The organism is Alteromonas sp. Cnat2-8 (assembly GCF_022348355.1).
GTDB classification, from domain to species: domain Bacteria; phylum Pseudomonadota; class Gammaproteobacteria; order Enterobacterales; family Alteromonadaceae; genus Alteromonas; species Alteromonas macleodii.
The window spans coordinates 467,874-484,888 of the sequence record NZ_JAKREX010000003.1 but is presented as its reverse complement, the minus strand read 5'-3'; the positions used below and the strand labels follow the sequence as shown (position 1 = coordinate 484,888).

Here is a 17,015-nt window from a genome sequence, read left to right as displayed (position 1 = left end):
AATTTACTTACACTGCCCTTGTGAGTTGTGCGTCTTTTCTAAGGAAAGTGCGGTATCGCAAGGGAGGGACGCGTATTATACTTAACCACTTTCAAGATACAAGCGGTTTATCCATCCCATCTGCGATTGAACGCTAATTCGCACTTTGTCTATTCAACGCCTATAAATCCGCCCGTTTGGTGCGCCCAAAGCTTTGCATATATGCCATTGTGCGCAATAAGCTCGGCATGGGTTCCCTGCTCTATAATGTTGCCCTTATCCAGAACAAGTAACCTGTCCATTTGCGCAATGGTCGACAGTCGATGCGCAATAGCCAGCACGGTTTTGCCTTCCATCACTTTATCCAGACAGGCTTGAATTGCCGCTTCAACTTCTGAATCTAGCGCTGATGTGGCTTCGTCCAGCACTAGTACAGGCGCGTCTTTTAGCAATACGCGAGCTATGGCAATGCGCTGGCGCTGACCGCCTGAAAGCTTAACGCCTCGCTCACCTACATGCGCGTCGTACCCTGTTCTACCGTGACTATCGGTAAGCGTAAGAATAAAGTCGTGCGCTTCGGCCTGTTTGGCCGCACGTATCATATCTTCTTCTGTCGCATCCGTTCGACCGTAAAGGATATTGTCGCGTACCGAGCGGTGCATCAGTGAAGTATCTTGTGTCACCATGCTGATTTTGGCGCGAAGGGTTTCTTGGCCTACTTCAGTGATATCTTGACCATCAATGACAATGCGACCACTCTGGGTGTCGTAAAAACGCATGAGCAAATTAACCAGCGTCGATTTACCCGCCCCAGAACGCCCCACTAAGCCCACTTTTTCTCCGGGCTTAATGGCTAAATCCAAGTTAGTGAACACATCAATAGGTTTGTTGTCTGCACCTGAATAAGAAAAATGCACATTATCGAAATTAATCCCGCCGCCATTTACCTTTAGCGCGTCGGCTTTTGGCTTGTCTTTTACTGCAATAGGCTGCGCTAGTGTATTCATGCCGTCCTGCACCGTGCCTAAGTTTTCGAACAAACCTGATACTTCCCACATAACCCAGTGCGACATACCGTTTAGTCGCAAACACAGACTAATAGCGATGGCGATATCGCCCGGGCTCGCAATGTTCTCCATCCACAAATACACAGATAACGCACCAACGGTGAAAATAAGAATGGCGTTAGCCATTTCCACGCAGAATTCCAACACGGTGACCAAACGCATTTGCGGATAAACCGTTTTAAGAAAACCATCCATGCTTTCTTTAGCGTAATCCGCTTCGCGGCGACTGTGTGAAAACAGCTTCACCGTTGTAATATTGGTATAGCTATCAACAATACGTCCGGTCATTAATGAGCGCGCGTCGGCTTGCTTTTGCGAGACTTCTTTTAGTTTAGGCACCAGCACTTTTAAAATGCCGATGTACACAAAGAACCACACGATAAGCGGCATGGCTAAGCGCCAGTCAGTGCTGAAAATAAGCACTACCATAGAGATAAAATAAACGCTGATGTACACCAGCAAATCGAGAACCTTGGTTACTGTCTCTCTTACCGATAGTGCAGTCTGCATCACCTTGGTGGCCACACGGCCGGCAAACTCATCGTGAAAGAAGGTTAAACTTTGTCCAAGCAAATAGCGGTGCGCTTGCCATCTAATGCGCATGGGGTAGTTCCCCATCAAGGACTGACGAGAAAACAACGAGCGCAACAAAATAAACAACGGAATAAAAACGAGCACGGTTAAACCCATGCCAATGAGGGTAAATTTTTGGTCGGCTAAAAATGTGTCTCGATTTTGATCAGAGAACCAGTCAACTAACTGCCCTAAAAAGCCAAACAGCGCCACTTCTAACATGGCAACAATGGCACTTAGCACGGAAACAGTAAGGATTACGCCCCACATGCCTTTTGTGTAGTATTTACAAAATGCAACGATACCTGTTGGCGGTTGGGTAGGCGGCGTGTCAGGGAAAGGCTGGGTCAGCTTTTCAAAAAATGAAAACATGTAGAACTCGTTAGTTATTCAGTGACAGAGCACGTTTACGTATGCCCCAAAATGCTGGGTCACAATTCTACACGATAACTGAAAGTGTGTTGAACTTTGCGGTGCTTTTTTACCGCAAAGCTCGTTTAACATTAATTAATATTTGGCACAGGCTGATACTTGGCGAAAATTATTATTTGGAGAAGCGCTTACATAAGACAACTCAACACTAAGCTAATTTCCTGTCAGCCTTCACTCTGCAAAGCCCAATTTAGCGAGTATGCTTTCCACTTTTTCAGCGTGCTCAGCCTGCCACTGTTCAAGTGACATGGAGCCATCTTTCTGGGCTCGCTTTTGGGCAATGTCATAGGCTGCTAGCGCCTCATCTTTTGGGATTACTGCAATACCCTCTTCGTCTGCAACAATGATATCTCCGGCGTGAACAGTTACACCTGCACAGGAAATCGGCTCATTTAACGGTGATATGCACTTTTTGGCTCCTGGCTTGGGTATAACGCCCCTGGCAAATACTGGGAATTTGTTGTCACGGGTTTCTGCAAGGTCTCGTATAACACCATCAATCACGAAACCTTTTATGCCGCGAGACTGGGCTATCGCGCAGACGTTACCGCCCGCAACAGCGAATTTATCATCGGCTTCCACAACAATAATATCACCGGGGCTTGCGCGATATATCGCCGCATGCAGCATAAGATGGTCTCCCGGCTCACACTTAACGGTAAATGCTGGACCCGCAATGCGTGGCATGCCTTCCCACAACGGTTTTATCGCATAGTGCATGAACTGCTCTCTTGGCAGCGCATCGGCGTACTCACAGGGTGATACGCTACCGAAAGGGGTATTATGTAAGTCCATCGCCGTTCCTTGAATGTTTTAGTGTGTGAGAAAAAACACTATAGCGAAATTAGCCCTACAAGTTGTTACAAGCTGTGTATTTTCACTATAAACACTTTTTCTATCCCCCCCGCCATGCTAAAAATTAGTAAAAAGCGTGCACGCAATACGCCACACCATTCTTTCGAAGGGATGCACAGGTTTCGCAACGCACTAAAAACAATAAGCGGCAAGCCCAAATGTCGCCCAATAAAATGAAAAGGAAAACTCGACATGTTACGTAGCGTTTTAAGCTTAAGCGTGGCACTGGCCCTCACGGCTTGTAGCCCACAAAATTCATCCACAGAACAACAGACACAGAGCGCGGCTACCGAAGAAGCTCAACAACAGCTTTCTTCAGGTGTCATTAAAGAAAATATGGATCTGTCTGTTGACCCGGGTGATGACTTTTTCCGCTACGTAAATGGCAAGTGGTTTGATAATTTTGAAATACCGGCAGATAAATCGAGCTACGGTTCTTTCGTGATCCTTCGCGATGAAGCACAAGATCACGTTATGGATATTATAAAATCGTCTGCCGAAGGCGACTTTAAAGCGGGCAGCGACGAGCAAAAAGTCGGTGATTTTTACCGTGCCTATATGGACATGGAAACCCGCAACGAACTTGGTATGACACCGCTAAAGCCTGAGTTAACTAAGATTGATGCCATTGAAGACTACACCGACCTTGCTGAATATTTTGCTTATGCTGCTCGCTATGGCTACGGTACGCCGTTCAGCCTAACTCAATACCCTGACCTTAAATCGCCAAAAGAATATTTGATGTACACGTGGCAGTCGGGCTTAGGCCTTCCTGAGCGCGAGTACTACTTCAAAGACGACGAAACATCACAAACCATTCGCGATGCCTACGTTAAACATATTCAAACCATGTTTGAGCTGGCGGGTTTCGACGCGCCTAAAGAAAGTGCGGATATGCTGTTCGCACTTGAGACTAAAATTGCTCAGCTACATATGAAAAAAGAGCAGGCCCGTAACTTTGCTGCCAACTATAACAAACTGACAATTGAAGAACTTAAAGCGTTAATGCCTAAGTTCGACTGGGACGCTTATCTTACTGAAGCAGACATTAGCGACATTCCTTCACTAGGCATCCTGCAAAAAGACTACATGCAAAACATTGATGGCGTTATTGCAGATACCTCACTGGAAGATTGGAAAACGTTCCTTAAGTGGGGCTTGTTAAATGCTTCAGCCAGTCGCTTAAATGCCGAGCTTGATGAAGCAAACTTCAAATTCTACAGCAAAGTGCTTCGCGGTGTTGAAGAGCAACAGCCACAATGGCGTCGTGCAGTAAGCCTTTCAAATGCCCATGTAGGCGAGCTAATCGGTAAGGTTTATGTAAAACAGCACTTCCCGCCTGAAGCGAAAGATCGCATGATGGAAATGGTTAATAACCTGTTGTTAGCTTACAAAGAAAGTATCGAAAATCTTGATTGGATGACAGATGAAACCCGCGCACAAGCACTAGACAAGCTATCTAAGTTTACCGTGAAAATTGGTTACCCGGACCAGTGGAGAGACTATTCAGCGCTGACAGTTAATGCCAGTGACCTGTTTGGAAACCTAAAGCGTTCTTCGGACGTCCTGTACGAAGAAATGCTTAAGAAACAAGGCGGCCCAGTGTGGACCCATGAATGGGGCATGACACCACAAACTGTTAATGCTTACTACAACCCTCCGCTAAACGAAATTGTATTCCCTGCGGCTATCCTTCAGCCTCCGTTCTTTGACATGAACGCCGAAGATGCGGTTAACTACGGTGGTATTGGTGCGGTAATTGGTCACGAAATTGGCCATGGCTTTGATGATTCAGGATCTACCTTCGACGGGGATGGCGTTCTGCGAAACTGGTGGACTGACGAAGATCGCGGCGAGTTTGAAGCACGCACTGCAAACTTGATTGAACAGTATAACCAGTTTGAGGTTCTGCCTGACTTGCACGTGAACGGTGAATATACCCTAGGTGAAAACATCGGCGACCTTGGCGGCATCAGCATCGCACTTAAAGCTTACCATCTGTCTCTTGATGGTGAAAAAGCACCTGAACTAGATGGTTTCACTGGCGATCAGCGTGTATTCATTGGTTACGGTCAGGTTTGGGCAAGCAAATATCGCGAAGAAGCGTTGCGCAGCCAAGTACAAACCGATACCCATTCACCTACGAAGTTCCGCACTAATGGTGCTGTTCGCAACGTACCTGAATTCTACGAAGCGTTTAACGTGACCGAAGAAGATGCGTTGTATTTACCACCAGAAGAACGCGTGAAAATTTGGTAATTCGCGTACTCTAAACACAGTACATAGAAAGTAGCGTACATAAAATACAATAGCTAAAGCCCCATGTTTGCTTCACCAAACTGGGGCTTTTTTTGTCGTGTTGAAGTGTATGACTGAGCAGTTTCAAAAAGGCTAAATATGAATGTAAGAACAACTATTGTCTTTAGCAGCTTAGCGTTGATTTACCTGGCGACGCTGCCGCTTACCCCCTACGTGGCGCAATTCTTACCCAAAGCCCTGCCTATTGTGGTACTGGCAGTTTTCGCCTATACAAAACTTAGCGCCATGCCGCGATACATGGTGTTGGCGGCGTTACTTTTTAGTCTTGCCGGAGATGTTAGTCTGGCCTTGCCCTTTGCTGATAGTTTTATTACCGGCTTGGCGTGCTTTTTTGTTGCCCATTTAACGTATGCTATGTGTTTTGCGTTGCTGCATCGCCGCCTACAAGAAACGCCCGGCGACCATATCATTTCACGCAAACCAAAGTGGTTCATTAGTATTATTATGGTTAGCTTTGCCGTAATGATGGCAGTGCACATTCTGCCAGCGTCGAAAGCCTTATTTTACCCTGTAGTCGCCTATATTAGCGTAATCACACTGATGGGTTTAACCGCAGTGTGGTTGGCTCAAACTAAGCTGATCGTAACCGGTGCGTTATTTTTTGTGATATCAGATGCCATTCTCGCACAGTCGGTTTTCAAAACCCCGCTTCCACTGTCTACCATTTGGGTAATGACAACTTACTATGGTGCCCAATATTGCTTAACCATGGGGCTGGTTGATGGTTTTTTGAGAAAAGAGAATAGGCAGGAAGAGATTGGTCAGACCTAGTTAGACAACGACGTTAAAACGTCTATCGCCAAGTCGGCTTTTTCAGCTGGCACGAAAATATGGTCGTGATAATAAGCGGCCACCACGTTGGCGCTAACTCCTGCCTTACCCAGCGCAGTGGACATAGCTGCAGTCATGCCTACCGCTTCCAAACTAGAATGCACTTCACAGGTTATACAGCGGTAATAACCTTCAAATTGCAAGTTAGCTTTCTCGGCTGCGGCAACCGGAAGAATAAGCGTGGTGCCCTCGCGTTCCTGAAACATACCCTTAGCTACTGAAATTAACGCACTGGTTAAGCTATCAGCAGGCAAGGTAGTGAAAACGTAAACTTCACTACTCGCCACAGGATTCAGATTTTTCAGTAACACGCTCAAGTCAGTTTCAGCGACCACACTCACCTTCCATTGAATAACGTCAGTACTTAGATCTAAGAGCGCATATTAAAGCTTTCGGGCTCTAATACGTTTTCCTTTGATCTTTCCTTCTCTAAAGTGCGCCATGGCTTTTTTCACGCTTCGCGTTTTCACTGCGACAAAACTCATGCTGTTTTGCACTTTAATTTTGCCCAAGTCGTCGCCAGGAATGCCCGCATCTTTGGTAAGTGCACCCACCAGATCGCCTGGGCGAAGCTTTTCTTTTTTACCCGCGCTTAGTGAAATACAGGTAAATTCAGGCTGAGTAATTTTGTTTTTATGAAAACGCAGGCTTTGTGCGCCTTTAAGTGGAATATCGCTTTCTTGCAATACTTCTATTTTTCGCAAGAAGTGCTCTTCGTCATCGCTGACTAGCGTTACCGCCATGCCCTGTGCGCCTGCTCGCGCCGTGCGACCAATGCGGTGAATATGGGTTTCCGGCTCTTCACTTACCGTATAATTAATTACGCAGGCAACATCATCAATATCCAGCCCTCGCGCAGCTACATCGGTGGCAACAAGTACTTGTAGCGCATCGCTGGCGAACTGCATTAGCACCGATGTGCGTTGATGCTGTTCCAAGTCCCCCTGAAGTCCAGCTGCGCTAAAGCCATCTTCGATAAGCTCCTCAACCACTTCATTTACCTGAACCTTGCGGTTACAAAATACAATGGCATTTTTAGGTTGGTAGTGGGTAAGTACCGCTTTAAGCGCCTGAGTGCGTGTGTGCGGGAGCACGTTGTAGCCCAATTGGGTGATAGCGGGTTTACTGTCTTGAGACTCAACTTTACAGGTTACCGGGTTGTGCAAGTACTGCTTGGCTACACGCTCAATTTGTTCCGTAAAGGTTGCAGAAAACAATAGGGTTTGCACTTGTTTTGGCGTTTGACCGAAAATAATGCGTAAATCGTCTTCAAAGCCCATATCTAACATGCGATCGGCTTCATCGAGGACACGCAACTTTACGTTACTTAGGTCAATTCGACGCTTTTCCACATGGTCCATTACGCGACCCGGCGTGCCCACAATGATGTGCGGGCTATGTTTCAGTGACTGAATCTGCGGCCCCATAGGCTGGCCACCACATAACGTGGTCACTTTAATATTACCGATGTTCTTAGCCGCCGAACGGCACTGCTGAGCCACTTGATCAGCAAGCTCTCGGGTAGGACAAAGTATGATGGCCTGCGTGGTAAAATCATTCACTTCTACGTGCTGCAAGGCAGGAATTACAAAGCACAGAGTCTTGCCGCTGCCCGTCTGCGCTTGGCCTATCACATCTTTCCCCTGCAACGCCTCAGGGAGCGATTGTGCCTGTATAGGGGAAAGTTGGTAAATGCCTTGTGAGTCTAGCGCCTTGGTGATGGCAGGGTTTATATCTAAATGCTTAACTGTTTCAACTGTCATTAATTTGGGTTCCAAAGGTGCACTACACCATGTTCGGTATGATGAGCTATGCCGTATTCTTGGGACACCATGTCACTCCAGGAAGAAAGCTGCTCATTAAACTTGTCACTCATTTTCACACCGGCCGCCGCTAACTTGAGCTTCTCTAAAACCAAAACACAGGTGTCTTTCTTTGACAGTGCTAGGTAGGCCGTTGAAATGTCGTACTTACTCGATAGGGTTATTGTCTCACATTTAAATTGTTTTGGGTTACATCCAAAGTCAATTGCCCCCTGAGAACCGAAAATAGTATCAATTTCGTTGTTGATCAGTGCATCCACTAATGCCTGCCACGAATCATAGGCTTTTACTTTGAAGCCATGCTCTATTGCAACGTTATAGCGATAGTCTTCCAATAAGGTACCAACCCTAAAGTTCTTTGGTACGTTGGCAAAGGATTCAAAATAGGGCTTATCGATGCCGTACAGTCCATGAAGGTTTCTTGATACCGGCGTTACCCAGTGAAACACGCTTTCTCTTTCACTCGTGCGAATTACTGAGAATACCAATACGTTAGACTTGGTCATTGCTTCCTTTGCAATACGTTCCCATGGCGCGGAAAGGATATTCTGCTTTAGCGTCATCTCATCTAATATGTCTCTGACCAAGTCTGCAGCAATACCTTTAAGCTTTCCTCGCTCTCCCACCTCTGAAAAAAGTGGCACAATGTCGGCGATGACCCAAAGATTGTCGGTATTAGCATGCAGCTCACCTGCTAAGCTTAGTGTTCCAAAAGTAAGTATTGTGGCCGGGAAAGATGCTTTCAGTTCATCCCGCATTGCGCTAGCAAGCAATGTGAAGTCGTCTAAACCTTTGTATTGAGCAATCAGCTCGCTCATCCGCTCTGCAATATCGGCAGAACCTTCACTTTTGCTCAGTGCGATATAGCTCACTGCTATTGTCGTTGCCTGGCTGCCCGCATTCGGCGTACATCGAACATTATTTCCACATTCAAAGGCAAATAGCGGCGTGATCCAAAAATAACTATCTTCGTTATTTTCATCTCTGATCAAATTGATAAGGACGTCGGCACTATTCGATAAAGTGTTAGTAGCAGGCGTTAAATCAATGCCATTTTTTGATAAGGCATTTTTAAACACTGTGAGTGAGTAAGATTGAATACTCTGCTTCTCAGAGGGAGAAAGGGTACTTGGTAAATCGGGGGCGTGAGAGTAAGAGAATGCTTGTGCCCAAGTGGATGAACTCCACAGGGCACATAAACAGACAATGACAACAAAAACTACGCTTGAAATGCCTTTTCTAATTTCCACTGCAACATTTGCCCCGCATAAAATGGAACCATATCGGTGCCATCAGCTAGGGTTACTTGTTCTGGCACCGTCCACGACTCTTTCACTAATGTCATTGTAGTCGTATTTCGTGGTAAACCATAAAAATCTGCACCGTAATGGCTAGCAAATCCTTCGAGCTTATCTATTGCGCCTAGCTGCTCGAACACTTCGGCATAAAGCTCAATTGCAGACCATGCGCTATAACAACCCGCGCAGCCGCAAGCATTTTCTTTTTTATGTTTTGCATGAGGTGCCGAGTCGGTACCTAGGAAGAATTTTTTGTTGCCGCTTGCCACCATATCGCGCAACGCTTTTTGATGCGTGTTACGTTTTAGTACTGGCAAGCAATAGTTATGAGGGCGTACGCCGCCAACCAGTAAATCGTTGCGGTTTAACAATAAGTGCTGAGGGGTAATGGTGGCTCCAACAAATTCGCTGGCGCCCGCTACGAAGCTTGCGGCATCTGCTGTTGTAATATGCTCAAACACCACTTTCAGCTTAGGGAATGCGTCAACGATAGGCCCTAAATGGGTATCAATGAACACTTTTTCACGGTCAAAAATATCAATGTGATGTTCGGTCACTTCACCATGAATTAGCAACAATAAGCCTTGCTCTTGCATGGCTTGGAATACGGGGTATAAAGCCTGAATGCCTTTTACTGCGGCGTCTGAATTAGTAGTGGCCCCTGCAGGATATAGCTTACACGCAGTTACGCCCGCTTGTTTTGCATCGATAATGTCTTGAGGTGTAGTTTGATTAGTAAGGAATAAGGTCATTAATGGCTCAAAGCTACTACCTTTAGGTCGCGCAGCTTCAATTCGCCCTTTGTACGCCATGGCCATTTCAGCATTAACCACCGGTGGTACAAGGTTTGGCATAACAATAGCGCGCTGGAAACAACGTGCGGTTGCAGGCACTGTTTCAGCTAGCATTTCGTTATCGCGAAAGTGAAGGTGCCAATCGTCTGGCGTAGTAATGGTGAGCGTTTGCATGCCTTGTCTCTCTTAGTACTTATTCAAACAGAGGGGAAGATGCGCGCAATAATAGCACAATTCCCATTTTGCGCGCAGAACAACTCGCTCGAAAGTGGCTATGAATTCTCTTCGCCGTGCTCTACCCAAATAAGCTTGCTAACGTCGTACCCAGCCGATGTCGCTTTTTCTAGTAAACGGGTGCGGACTTCATCTGAAATAGAAGGTGTTCGCGCTAAAATCCAAAGGTAGTCTTTATCTGGGCCTGTTATCAAAGCATATTGATAACCTTCTTTATCTAGCTCCATAATTACATAGCTAGCGTAAAATGGGCCAAAGAACGATACTTTCAGATGCCCTGTCGTTTCAGACTCTACAAAATACGCTTTGCCCTCGGCTTCATCCCATGCATTTTCTTCTACTGAAAAACCGCGATTAATTACCTTAACCCCTCCGTCATCGCGCATGCTATAGGTTGCCGTAACTTCGCTTAATCCTTCTTCGAAGCTATGGTCAAAGCGCGCTATTTCATACCACTTCCCTAAATAACGAGGAAGCTCAAAGCCTTCAACCGGCACTACCTTGTCAGGTACGCCAGTACAGCCAGACAAGCCCACACACACCATACCCGCCATAATCATTGAAACTAACTGCTTAAACATATGCCCTCTTTTCCTTGAACTCAGCTTTTAAAAAGCCCACTGATTAATTTAAATACACGCCTACATCGCAAAAATGATCTTTATCGGTGCTGCAACACCATAAACCTTCAAGCTAGGCTAACGGTCGACAGTAAAAATACGCTCGCCTAATCAGACTTTTCTTATCGCTTGGACCATATTACAGTGCTTTTAAAACAAGCCTTGAGCTAATACAGGCCCTGCCCACTAGATATTCTCAAACAGGGAGAAAATGACATGAATGCACACTTTCCACACGCAAGCCGCTTAATATATGGATGCATGGGCTTAGGTGGCGGTTGGAACGACAAACCAGCAACCAAAGCCGATATAAGCCAAGCAAGAAGCATCATCGATACTGTGCTGAGTTTAGATATTAATGTGTTTGATCATGCTGATATTTATACGTTCGGCAAAGCCGAAACGGTTTTTGGTGAAGCGCTCAAGCAAGCACCCGAATTAAAAGACAAAATGATTATCCAATCTAAATGTGCAATACGATTTGAGGATGATTTAGGACCAAAGCGTTACGACTTTTCAGCAAATCACATTCACACGTCGGTTGAAGGCATTCTCTCTAGATTAGGAATAGAACAGCTTGATATACTGCTGCTGCATCGTCCAGATCCACTTATGGAGCTAGACGAAGTCGCCGGTACACTGAAGCTGCTTCAGCAGCAAGGTAAAATAAAGCATGTTGGCGTTTCAAACATGCATGGTCACCAAATTAATTACCTGCAGTCTGCACTTTCCACACCTATTGTTGCCAACCAACTTGAAATGAGCCTTGGCTTTAGAGACTGGTTAGAAGACGGTATTACTACCAACAGTGCGGCTAATCGCGATACAGGTTATGCGCCCGGCACACTTGAATACTGCATGATGAACAACGTGCAACTTCAGGCATGGGGAAGCTTGGCACAAGGTAGATACACAGGTGCAAAAGTTGAAAATAGTAATGACCGTGCAACAGCAGACATAGTGGCTCAACTTGCAGGTGAATATCAAACTACGCCTGAAGCGATTGTTTTGGGCTGGTTGATGCGACATCCTGCCAACATTGCGCCCGTTTTGGGCAGTACCAACATTGACAGAATTAAAGCAAGCCAAAAGGCTGAAGATGTTCATTTAAGTCGAGAGCACTGGTACAAGTTATTTGAGTCTGCTCGCGGTCAAGAGATGCCGTAAGTATAAATATTAAGGAAATTTAGATGCTGAAAGGCTTTCACCACGTCGCTATCATTTGTAGTGACTACCCTCGCTCAAAGACGTTTTACACGGACGTGTTGGGCTTCTCGATTATTGATGAAAACTACCGTGAAGCCAGAGACTCTTACAAATGTGACCTCGCGTTACCTGATGGCAGTCAGATTGAGCTTTTTTCGTTTCCGGGGGCACCGCAAAGACCGTCGCGCCCTGAAGCGCAAGGACTTAGGCACCTAGCGTTCAAAGTGGACAACCTTGATGAAATGATCAACCACCTAACGAATAAGCGGGTTGAATGCGAGCCAGTGAGAACCGATGAATACACCGGCAAACGCTTTACATTTTTCCAAGATCCTGACGGTTTACCTCTAGAGCTATACGAAATCTAAAAATCGCGTAGCCGTTATAGAAAAATGCCGAATAAGGGGGCTCTTATTCGGCATTTTTATCAATAGCGATACAAACTTTTATTGGTCGAGCATCCTGACTTCCCGCTGCGGGAATGGTATTTCAATATCATGCTGCTGAAGGGCATTAAAAATGGCTTGGTTTAGTGCATAGCGCACTTCGAAATGCCTTACAGCTGGCGCCCAAACCCGAATACCAAAGTTAATACTGCTGTCGCCAAAATTATCTACACCAATGGCGGGTGACTTTTCTTCGCTGACTCCATCTACTGTTTCAACAGCCTTGCGAATCACATCGATTACCTCATCGACCTTACTGGAATAGGCAACGCCAATTTCAAGTTCAATCAACATGTTCTCTGCAGAATTATGCAAGATTTCACCGACTATCAGTTTGTTGGGTATTTGGATGTGAACATTGTCTTCGTCAATAAGAATGGTATAGGGCAACATGACTTGATCGACCACCCCTGCAACACCACGCACGCGGATAGTGTCGCCAACAACGAAAGGACGGGTAATAATTATGGTAAAGCCAGCGGCATAATTGGCCAACATACCTTGAATAGCTAAACCTGCCCCTAAACCTACAGCACCTACGGCGGCTATAAGTGGGGTTACGCTAATGCCCACATTACCTAATGCTATAATTATTACGATACCCAATACCACTAGCTTGCTGGCACCGCCGGTAAAGCGGCTCAGCGTAATATCGATATTTCTGCTGACCATCAGGTTTTCAACCATGTGGCCTATTTTATTGGCCACCCACCAGCCAAGCAGAAAAATAATGATGGCGCCTACAATTTGGAAACTGTAGGTCACTGCAAATTCTACAAGAGTGTCGTAGAGGGCTTGCGCTTGTTTTAACTCATCCATGGAACGTGATTAGACTAGAAACTGATAGGAATAACCGAAGCTTAAACAACAACGTGAGGAAAAACCAGTGCCGAGAGCAAGCCCGGCACGTTACGGTTTTAAGGAATAAAGAGCGAGCATTGCATTTAGTTGGCGTATTCGCTTGCCTCAATTTCCGCTAAACGTTCTTTGGTAGGGTTCTTAATGTAGTTATACACCAAGCCAACAAAGAGCACGGCAGCAAAACCCGTGGCTACCATAAAGCCATACTTGGCGTCGCCACCGTTGGCGTCGCTCACCAGGCCCATGATGAAAGGCCCTGCAGCCGCACCTGCTGCGGTGAAGAACAAGATTACTCCGGCTACGCTTCCGTGTTGATGTTTTGGGAAACAGCTTATGCCTTTTGAGTTAAAGGTAGGATAAATTACTGACATAAAAATGCCCGTTAGCGGGAATAGAAACAACGCAAGCTGTTTTCCGCCCCACAAACCAAGACCGAAACACAGTACAATAGCACCAGTGAACACCATAAGAACCAATGCCCAGTTGAAGTGAGACATCATCCAGATGCCTACGAAACGCCCTGCAGCACGAAGGATAAAGAATGCCGTTACCGAGTATATTGCAAGGGTCTGAGAGAAGCCTTCAGTATAACAATCATAGGTCGCTTTAAGCGTAGTCGCGTCGCACACTAAATAACTCGGCATCCACACATAAATGGCGCTTTCTGCGGCGACATATAAAAACGCGCCTACTGAAAATCCTAAAGCATAGGGGTTTTTCACTAAACTTAAGCTCTGCGCTATCGATACTTTCTTTTCACCTGAGGCTGTATCGCGAGTGTAAGCGGGGTATTTCACCAGCAAAGCTCCGATTATAAGTAGCGTACAAACACCACCGGCGATTACATAAAGCCACTGCCATGCAACGCCTTGATGGATAAGATAAGCGACAATAAGAGGCCCGATAATTGCGCCAACGCCAAAGAAGGCTTCTGCACCATTCATAGTTGCTGTGTGCTGCTTGGTCGATGTTGAAATATCACCGATGAGCGCCAGCGCACCTGTTTTAAAGATGCCCACGGCAACGCCAGATAAGCTCATTAAACTTACAATCAACACAAAGTCGTTAGCAATTAAGAAGCTGTAGCATGCAAGGCCAAACAACGCTAAACCAATGATAATGGTAGGCTTGCGGCCTAACTTATCAGCCAAGAAACCTAGGAATAGACCCGATAAGGCAATACCTAACATGGGGAGTGAATGCATTAAGCTTGCTTGAGCATTGGTGACAGAGAACGCCACTTTCACTTCTTTGATTATCTCGCCTACCGAGTCTGACGTCATCGCAAACATCATAAACATTAGGTAGGTTAGCCATCTGATAATTCTGCTACTAGGATCATGATTGGGCATAGTCTGTCTCACAAGCACGGTATGAAAGGCCTTGTTCAGCCCTTCTAAACTTCACAAAAACACGTTGATCATTGCACGCATTCAGTAGGTCAAAAATAACGATGTAATAAACTTGATAAATGAGCTTAATCGTTTAAGATAAAAGTTAACAGAATTTAAAAAGCCTGTAAACCTGTTAATTAGGATAGGTTGTATGACGCACCTAAGCGTCGCACTTTGGAGTTTTCTATGAGCTATGCTGCTGACAGTGGTGTATGTTTAGACCGAATCTTGGTATCAACCGATTTATCTGGTCTAAGTAAGAAAGATGCAACAACTTTTACGCGTCGCTTGAAGGAACATTTTCCTCGTCTTTTTGACAAATATACCTACGTTTATGGGCACCAGTATGACTGCTACTTTCATTTACAAAAACTGGTTGAAATATTAAGAGACGGGTTAAAAAGCCGTAAACCAGCCCTCAAAAAGCTTGATAATGAAAGGTTAAAAAACCCGCTTTGGTATCGCGATGAACAGCAAGTCGGCATGGCCTGTTATGTTGACCTGATGGGCCCCACTCTGAATGACTTGCATGACAAAATTCCCTACTTTAAGTCTTTAGGCGTTACCTATGTGCACTTAATGCCTTTATACGATGCGCCCAAAGGGGATAGCGATGGAGGATATGCTGTGTCGGATTATCGCAAGGTTAATCCAACGCTAGGCACAGTGAAAGACCTGGAAAAGCTTGCTTCAGCACTTCAGAAAGAGGGAATAAATCTTGTTCTCGACTTTGTGTTCAATCATACCTCTGACGAGCACGCTTGGGCGAAAGCTGCACTGGCAGGTGAGAAGCAGTTTCAAGACTACTACTACCTTTTCGATGACAGAACCATTCCCGATCAGTACGAACATACTTTAAGAGAAATATTTCCCCAGGTAAGAAGAGGTAGCTTTACCTTTAATGAACAGATAGAGAAATGGGTATGGACGACATTTAACAGCTTTCAATGGGATTTAAACTACAGTAACCCTGAGGTGTTTAACGCTATCACGTCTGAAATGTTGTTTCTGGCCAATATAGGTAGCGCTGCACTGCGTTTAGATGCGTTGGCCTTTATTTGGAAAGAGCTTGGTACTAACTGCGAAAATCAGGAAAAGGCCCACGTACTTATACAAGCGTTCAACTGTTGCTTACAAATTGTAGCGCCTGCCGTGGTCTTTAAGTCAGAAGCCATCGTGCACCCTGACGAAGTACTTAAGTACATCGACAAAGATGAGTGTCAGCTATCCTACAACCCTTTGCTAATGGCACTGCTATGGAACTCGTTAGCCACGCGTAAAACCCGTTTGCTTACGCGCTCAATGAAAAAGAGCTTCTCTATTTCTGAGAACTGCACATGGGTGAACTACGTGCGATGCCACGACGATATCGGATGGACCTTCGACGACGCGGTAGCCAACGAACTGGGTATTAACGCATTCGATCACCGCCATTTTCTTAATCAATTTTATACCGGTCGTTTTGAAGGAAGTTTTGCCAACGGCGTGCCGTTTGCTGAAAACCCTTCTAACGGCGATTGTCGTGTGTGTGGTTCACTGGCCTCTTTATGTGGGCTAGAAGGCGCGCTTAAATCCAACGATTCAAAAGGCATTGATGACGCTGTGAAACGAATGATGCTGCTTTACGGTATCACCTTTAGCATTGGAGGTATTCCGTTACTTTACTCAAGTGATGAGGTAGGCAAGCTTAATGACTACAGCTATCGATTTGATGACACTAAAAAGCACGACGACAGATGGGTAAACCGAATTGCTGTTACCCGCGCAGATACAGAATTGGCGCTAGGAAACACGCCGCCTGCCAACCTTACAGAGATTGCGAGCCTTCGCGTGTTTAGCGGATTGCGCAAAATGATAGCAATTAGAAAGCAGAATGCGATTTTCGGGCAATCTAGCACCCAAATTTTAGATGCCGATAACCATCATTGCTTTGCTTTTCTTCGGGAAAATACACAGGGTCACAAGCTGCTTGTGATATGTAACTTCAGTGAGCACTCTCAGACCATTCAGCGTAGCCTTTTGGCAACACTAAAGGGCGCATCAAGCCGAGATTTGCTAACTGATGAAACTGTCGAAATGAATGCTTCACCACTATTGCTTGAGCCTTTTCAACAAATGTGGCTTCTTGCTGATTAAAGTTCGAGCTTTCGCCATATCTTGCTAATTGCTGTTTGAAAAGTGGTTAGCAAGTTATCCGCGGCTTAGTCGCCAAATTAATTATCTTTACTGCCAGTGACTTATCGAATAAGTCATTTTTTCACAGGCACACCAATAAATACCCAC

The 17,015-nt window shown here is 45.6% G+C and carries 14 protein-coding genes; 5 read left to right on the top strand and 9 right to left on the bottom strand.

Annotation, left to right across the window (positions count from 1 at the left end):
- Positions 1-149 precede the first annotated feature (149 nt).
- Together MHN00_RS09940 and MHN00_RS09935 are read right to left on the bottom strand one after the other, a co-directional pair.
- Positions 150-1,991: an ABC transporter ATP-binding protein gene (locus MHN00_RS09940; protein WP_239301062.1), complete on the bottom strand. Its 1,842-nt coding sequence runs from the start codon at positions 1,989-1,991 to the stop codon at positions 150-152.
- Positions 1,992-2,222: 231 nt separating this feature from the next.
- Positions 2,223-2,846 (bottom strand): RraA family protein, encoded by a 624-nt coding sequence (locus MHN00_RS09935; RefSeq protein ID WP_239301060.1) that lies wholly within the window; start codon positions 2,844-2,846, stop codon positions 2,223-2,225.
- A 252-nt stretch (positions 2,847-3,098) separates the two neighbouring features.
- On the opposite strand from MHN00_RS09935, the gene MHN00_RS09930 reads away from it, so the two are divergent.
- Positions 3,099-5,165 (top strand): M13 family metallopeptidase, encoded by a 2,067-nt coding sequence (locus MHN00_RS09930; RefSeq protein ID WP_239301058.1) that lies wholly within the window; start codon positions 3,099-3,101, stop codon positions 5,163-5,165.
- 138 nt (positions 5,166-5,303) lie between these two features.
- Positions 5,304-5,996 carry a lysoplasmalogenase gene (locus tag MHN00_RS09925; RefSeq protein WP_101566160.1) on the top strand — a complete coding sequence of 231 codons (693 nt, stop codon included), beginning with the start codon at positions 5,304-5,306 and terminating at the stop codon, positions 5,994-5,996.
- On the opposite strand, the gene MHN00_RS09920 is transcribed toward MHN00_RS09925, so the two are convergent.
- From MHN00_RS09920 to MHN00_RS09900, 5 genes are all read right to left on the bottom strand, one after another.
- Positions 5,993-6,391 carry an ACT domain-containing protein gene (locus MHN00_RS09920; protein WP_239301056.1) on the bottom strand — a complete coding sequence of 133 codons (399 nt, stop codon included), beginning with the start codon at positions 6,389-6,391 and terminating at the stop codon, positions 5,993-5,995. The genes MHN00_RS09925 and MHN00_RS09920 overlap by 4 nt on opposite strands.
- Before the next feature lie 48 nt (positions 6,392-6,439).
- Entirely contained in the window at positions 6,440-7,819 is a 1,380-nt protein-coding gene (gene dbpA, locus MHN00_RS09915) for an ATP-dependent RNA helicase DbpA (RefSeq protein ID WP_014951051.1), read from the bottom strand.
- Entirely contained in the window at positions 7,819-9,129 is a 1,311-nt protein-coding gene (locus tag MHN00_RS09910) for an ABC transporter substrate-binding protein (protein WP_239301054.1), read from the bottom strand. The genes dbpA and MHN00_RS09910 overlap by 1 nt, the downstream gene beginning before the upstream one ends.
- Positions 9,099-10,145 (bottom strand): dihydroorotase, encoded by a 1,047-nt coding sequence (gene pyrC, locus MHN00_RS09905; protein WP_039229297.1) that lies wholly within the window; start codon positions 10,143-10,145, stop codon positions 9,099-9,101. The genes MHN00_RS09910 and pyrC overlap by 31 nt, the downstream gene beginning before the upstream one ends.
- Positions 10,146-10,243: 98 nt before the next feature.
- Entirely contained in the window at positions 10,244-10,786 is a 543-nt protein-coding gene (locus MHN00_RS09900; RefSeq protein WP_014951054.1) for a lipocalin family protein, read from the bottom strand.
- A gap of 255 nt (positions 10,787-11,041) precedes the next feature.
- Between MHN00_RS09900 and MHN00_RS09895 the strand changes: the two genes are divergently transcribed.
- Positions 11,042-11,992 (top strand): aldo/keto reductase, encoded by a 951-nt coding sequence (locus MHN00_RS09895; protein ID WP_239301052.1) that lies wholly within the window; start codon positions 11,042-11,044, stop codon positions 11,990-11,992.
- A gap of 23 nt (positions 11,993-12,015) precedes the next feature.
- Positions 12,016-12,399 (top strand): VOC family protein, encoded by a 384-nt coding sequence (locus MHN00_RS09890; RefSeq protein WP_014951056.1) that lies wholly within the window; start codon positions 12,016-12,018, stop codon positions 12,397-12,399.
- A 78-nt stretch (positions 12,400-12,477) separates the two neighbouring features.
- Here MHN00_RS09890 and MHN00_RS09885 read toward each other — a convergent pair whose 3' ends face one another.
- Both MHN00_RS09885 and MHN00_RS09880 read right to left on the bottom strand, forming a co-directional pair.
- Positions 12,478-13,296, bottom strand: coding sequence for a mechanosensitive ion channel domain-containing protein (locus tag MHN00_RS09885; protein ID WP_014977631.1), 819 nt, complete (start codon positions 13,294-13,296; stop codon positions 12,478-12,480).
- Positions 13,297-13,421: 125 nt separating this feature from the next.
- A complete protein-coding gene (locus MHN00_RS09880; RefSeq protein ID WP_014980533.1) occupies positions 13,422-14,639 on the bottom strand; it encodes an MFS transporter in 1,218 nt (405 codons plus the stop codon).
- A gap of 279 nt (positions 14,640-14,918) precedes the next feature.
- On the opposite strand from MHN00_RS09880, the gene MHN00_RS09875 reads away from it, so the two are divergent.
- Positions 14,919-16,868 carry an amylosucrase gene (locus tag MHN00_RS09875; protein WP_239301050.1) on the top strand — a complete coding sequence of 650 codons (1,950 nt, stop codon included), beginning with the start codon at positions 14,919-14,921 and terminating at the stop codon, positions 16,866-16,868.
- Positions 16,869-17,015 lie beyond the last annotated feature (147 nt).

Excerpts from the sequence above, each read along its gene's own strand:
- MHN00_RS09935 (WP_239301060.1), bottom strand. The coding sequence starts at position 2,846 with ATGGACTTACATAATACCCCTTTCGGTAGCGTATCACCCTGTGAGTAC.
- MHN00_RS09940 (WP_239301062.1), bottom strand. The coding sequence starts at position 1,991 with ATGTTTTCATTTTTTGAAAAGCTGACCCAGCCTTTCCCTGACACGCCG.
- MHN00_RS09900 (WP_014951054.1), bottom strand. The coding sequence starts at position 10,786 with ATGTTTAAGCAGTTAGTTTCAATGATTATGGCGGGTATGGTGTGTGTG.
- dbpA (WP_014951051.1), bottom strand. The coding sequence starts at position 7,819 with ATGACAGTTGAAACAGTTAAGCATTTAGATATAAACCCTGCCATCACC.
- MHN00_RS09880 (WP_014980533.1), bottom strand. The coding sequence starts at position 14,639 with ATGTTTATGATGTTTGCGATGACGTCAGACTCGGTAGGCGAGATAATC.
- MHN00_RS09895 (WP_239301052.1), top strand. The coding sequence starts at position 11,042 with ATGAATGCACACTTTCCACACGCAAGCCGCTTAATATATGGATGCATG.
- pyrC (WP_039229297.1), bottom strand. The coding sequence starts at position 10,145 with ATGCAAACGCTCACCATTACTACGCCAGACGATTGGCACCTTCACTTT.
- MHN00_RS09890 (WP_014951056.1), top strand. The coding sequence starts at position 12,016 with ATGCTGAAAGGCTTTCACCACGTCGCTATCATTTGTAGTGACTACCCT.
- MHN00_RS09925 (WP_101566160.1), top strand. The coding sequence starts at position 5,304 with ATGAATGTAAGAACAACTATTGTCTTTAGCAGCTTAGCGTTGATTTAC.
- MHN00_RS09885 (WP_014977631.1), bottom strand. The coding sequence starts at position 13,296 with ATGGATGAGTTAAAACAAGCGCAAGCCCTCTACGACACTCTTGTAGAA.
- MHN00_RS09875 (WP_239301050.1), top strand. The coding sequence starts at position 14,919 with ATGAGCTATGCTGCTGACAGTGGTGTATGTTTAGACCGAATCTTGGTA.
- MHN00_RS09930 (WP_239301058.1), top strand. The coding sequence starts at position 3,099 with ATGTTACGTAGCGTTTTAAGCTTAAGCGTGGCACTGGCCCTCACGGCT.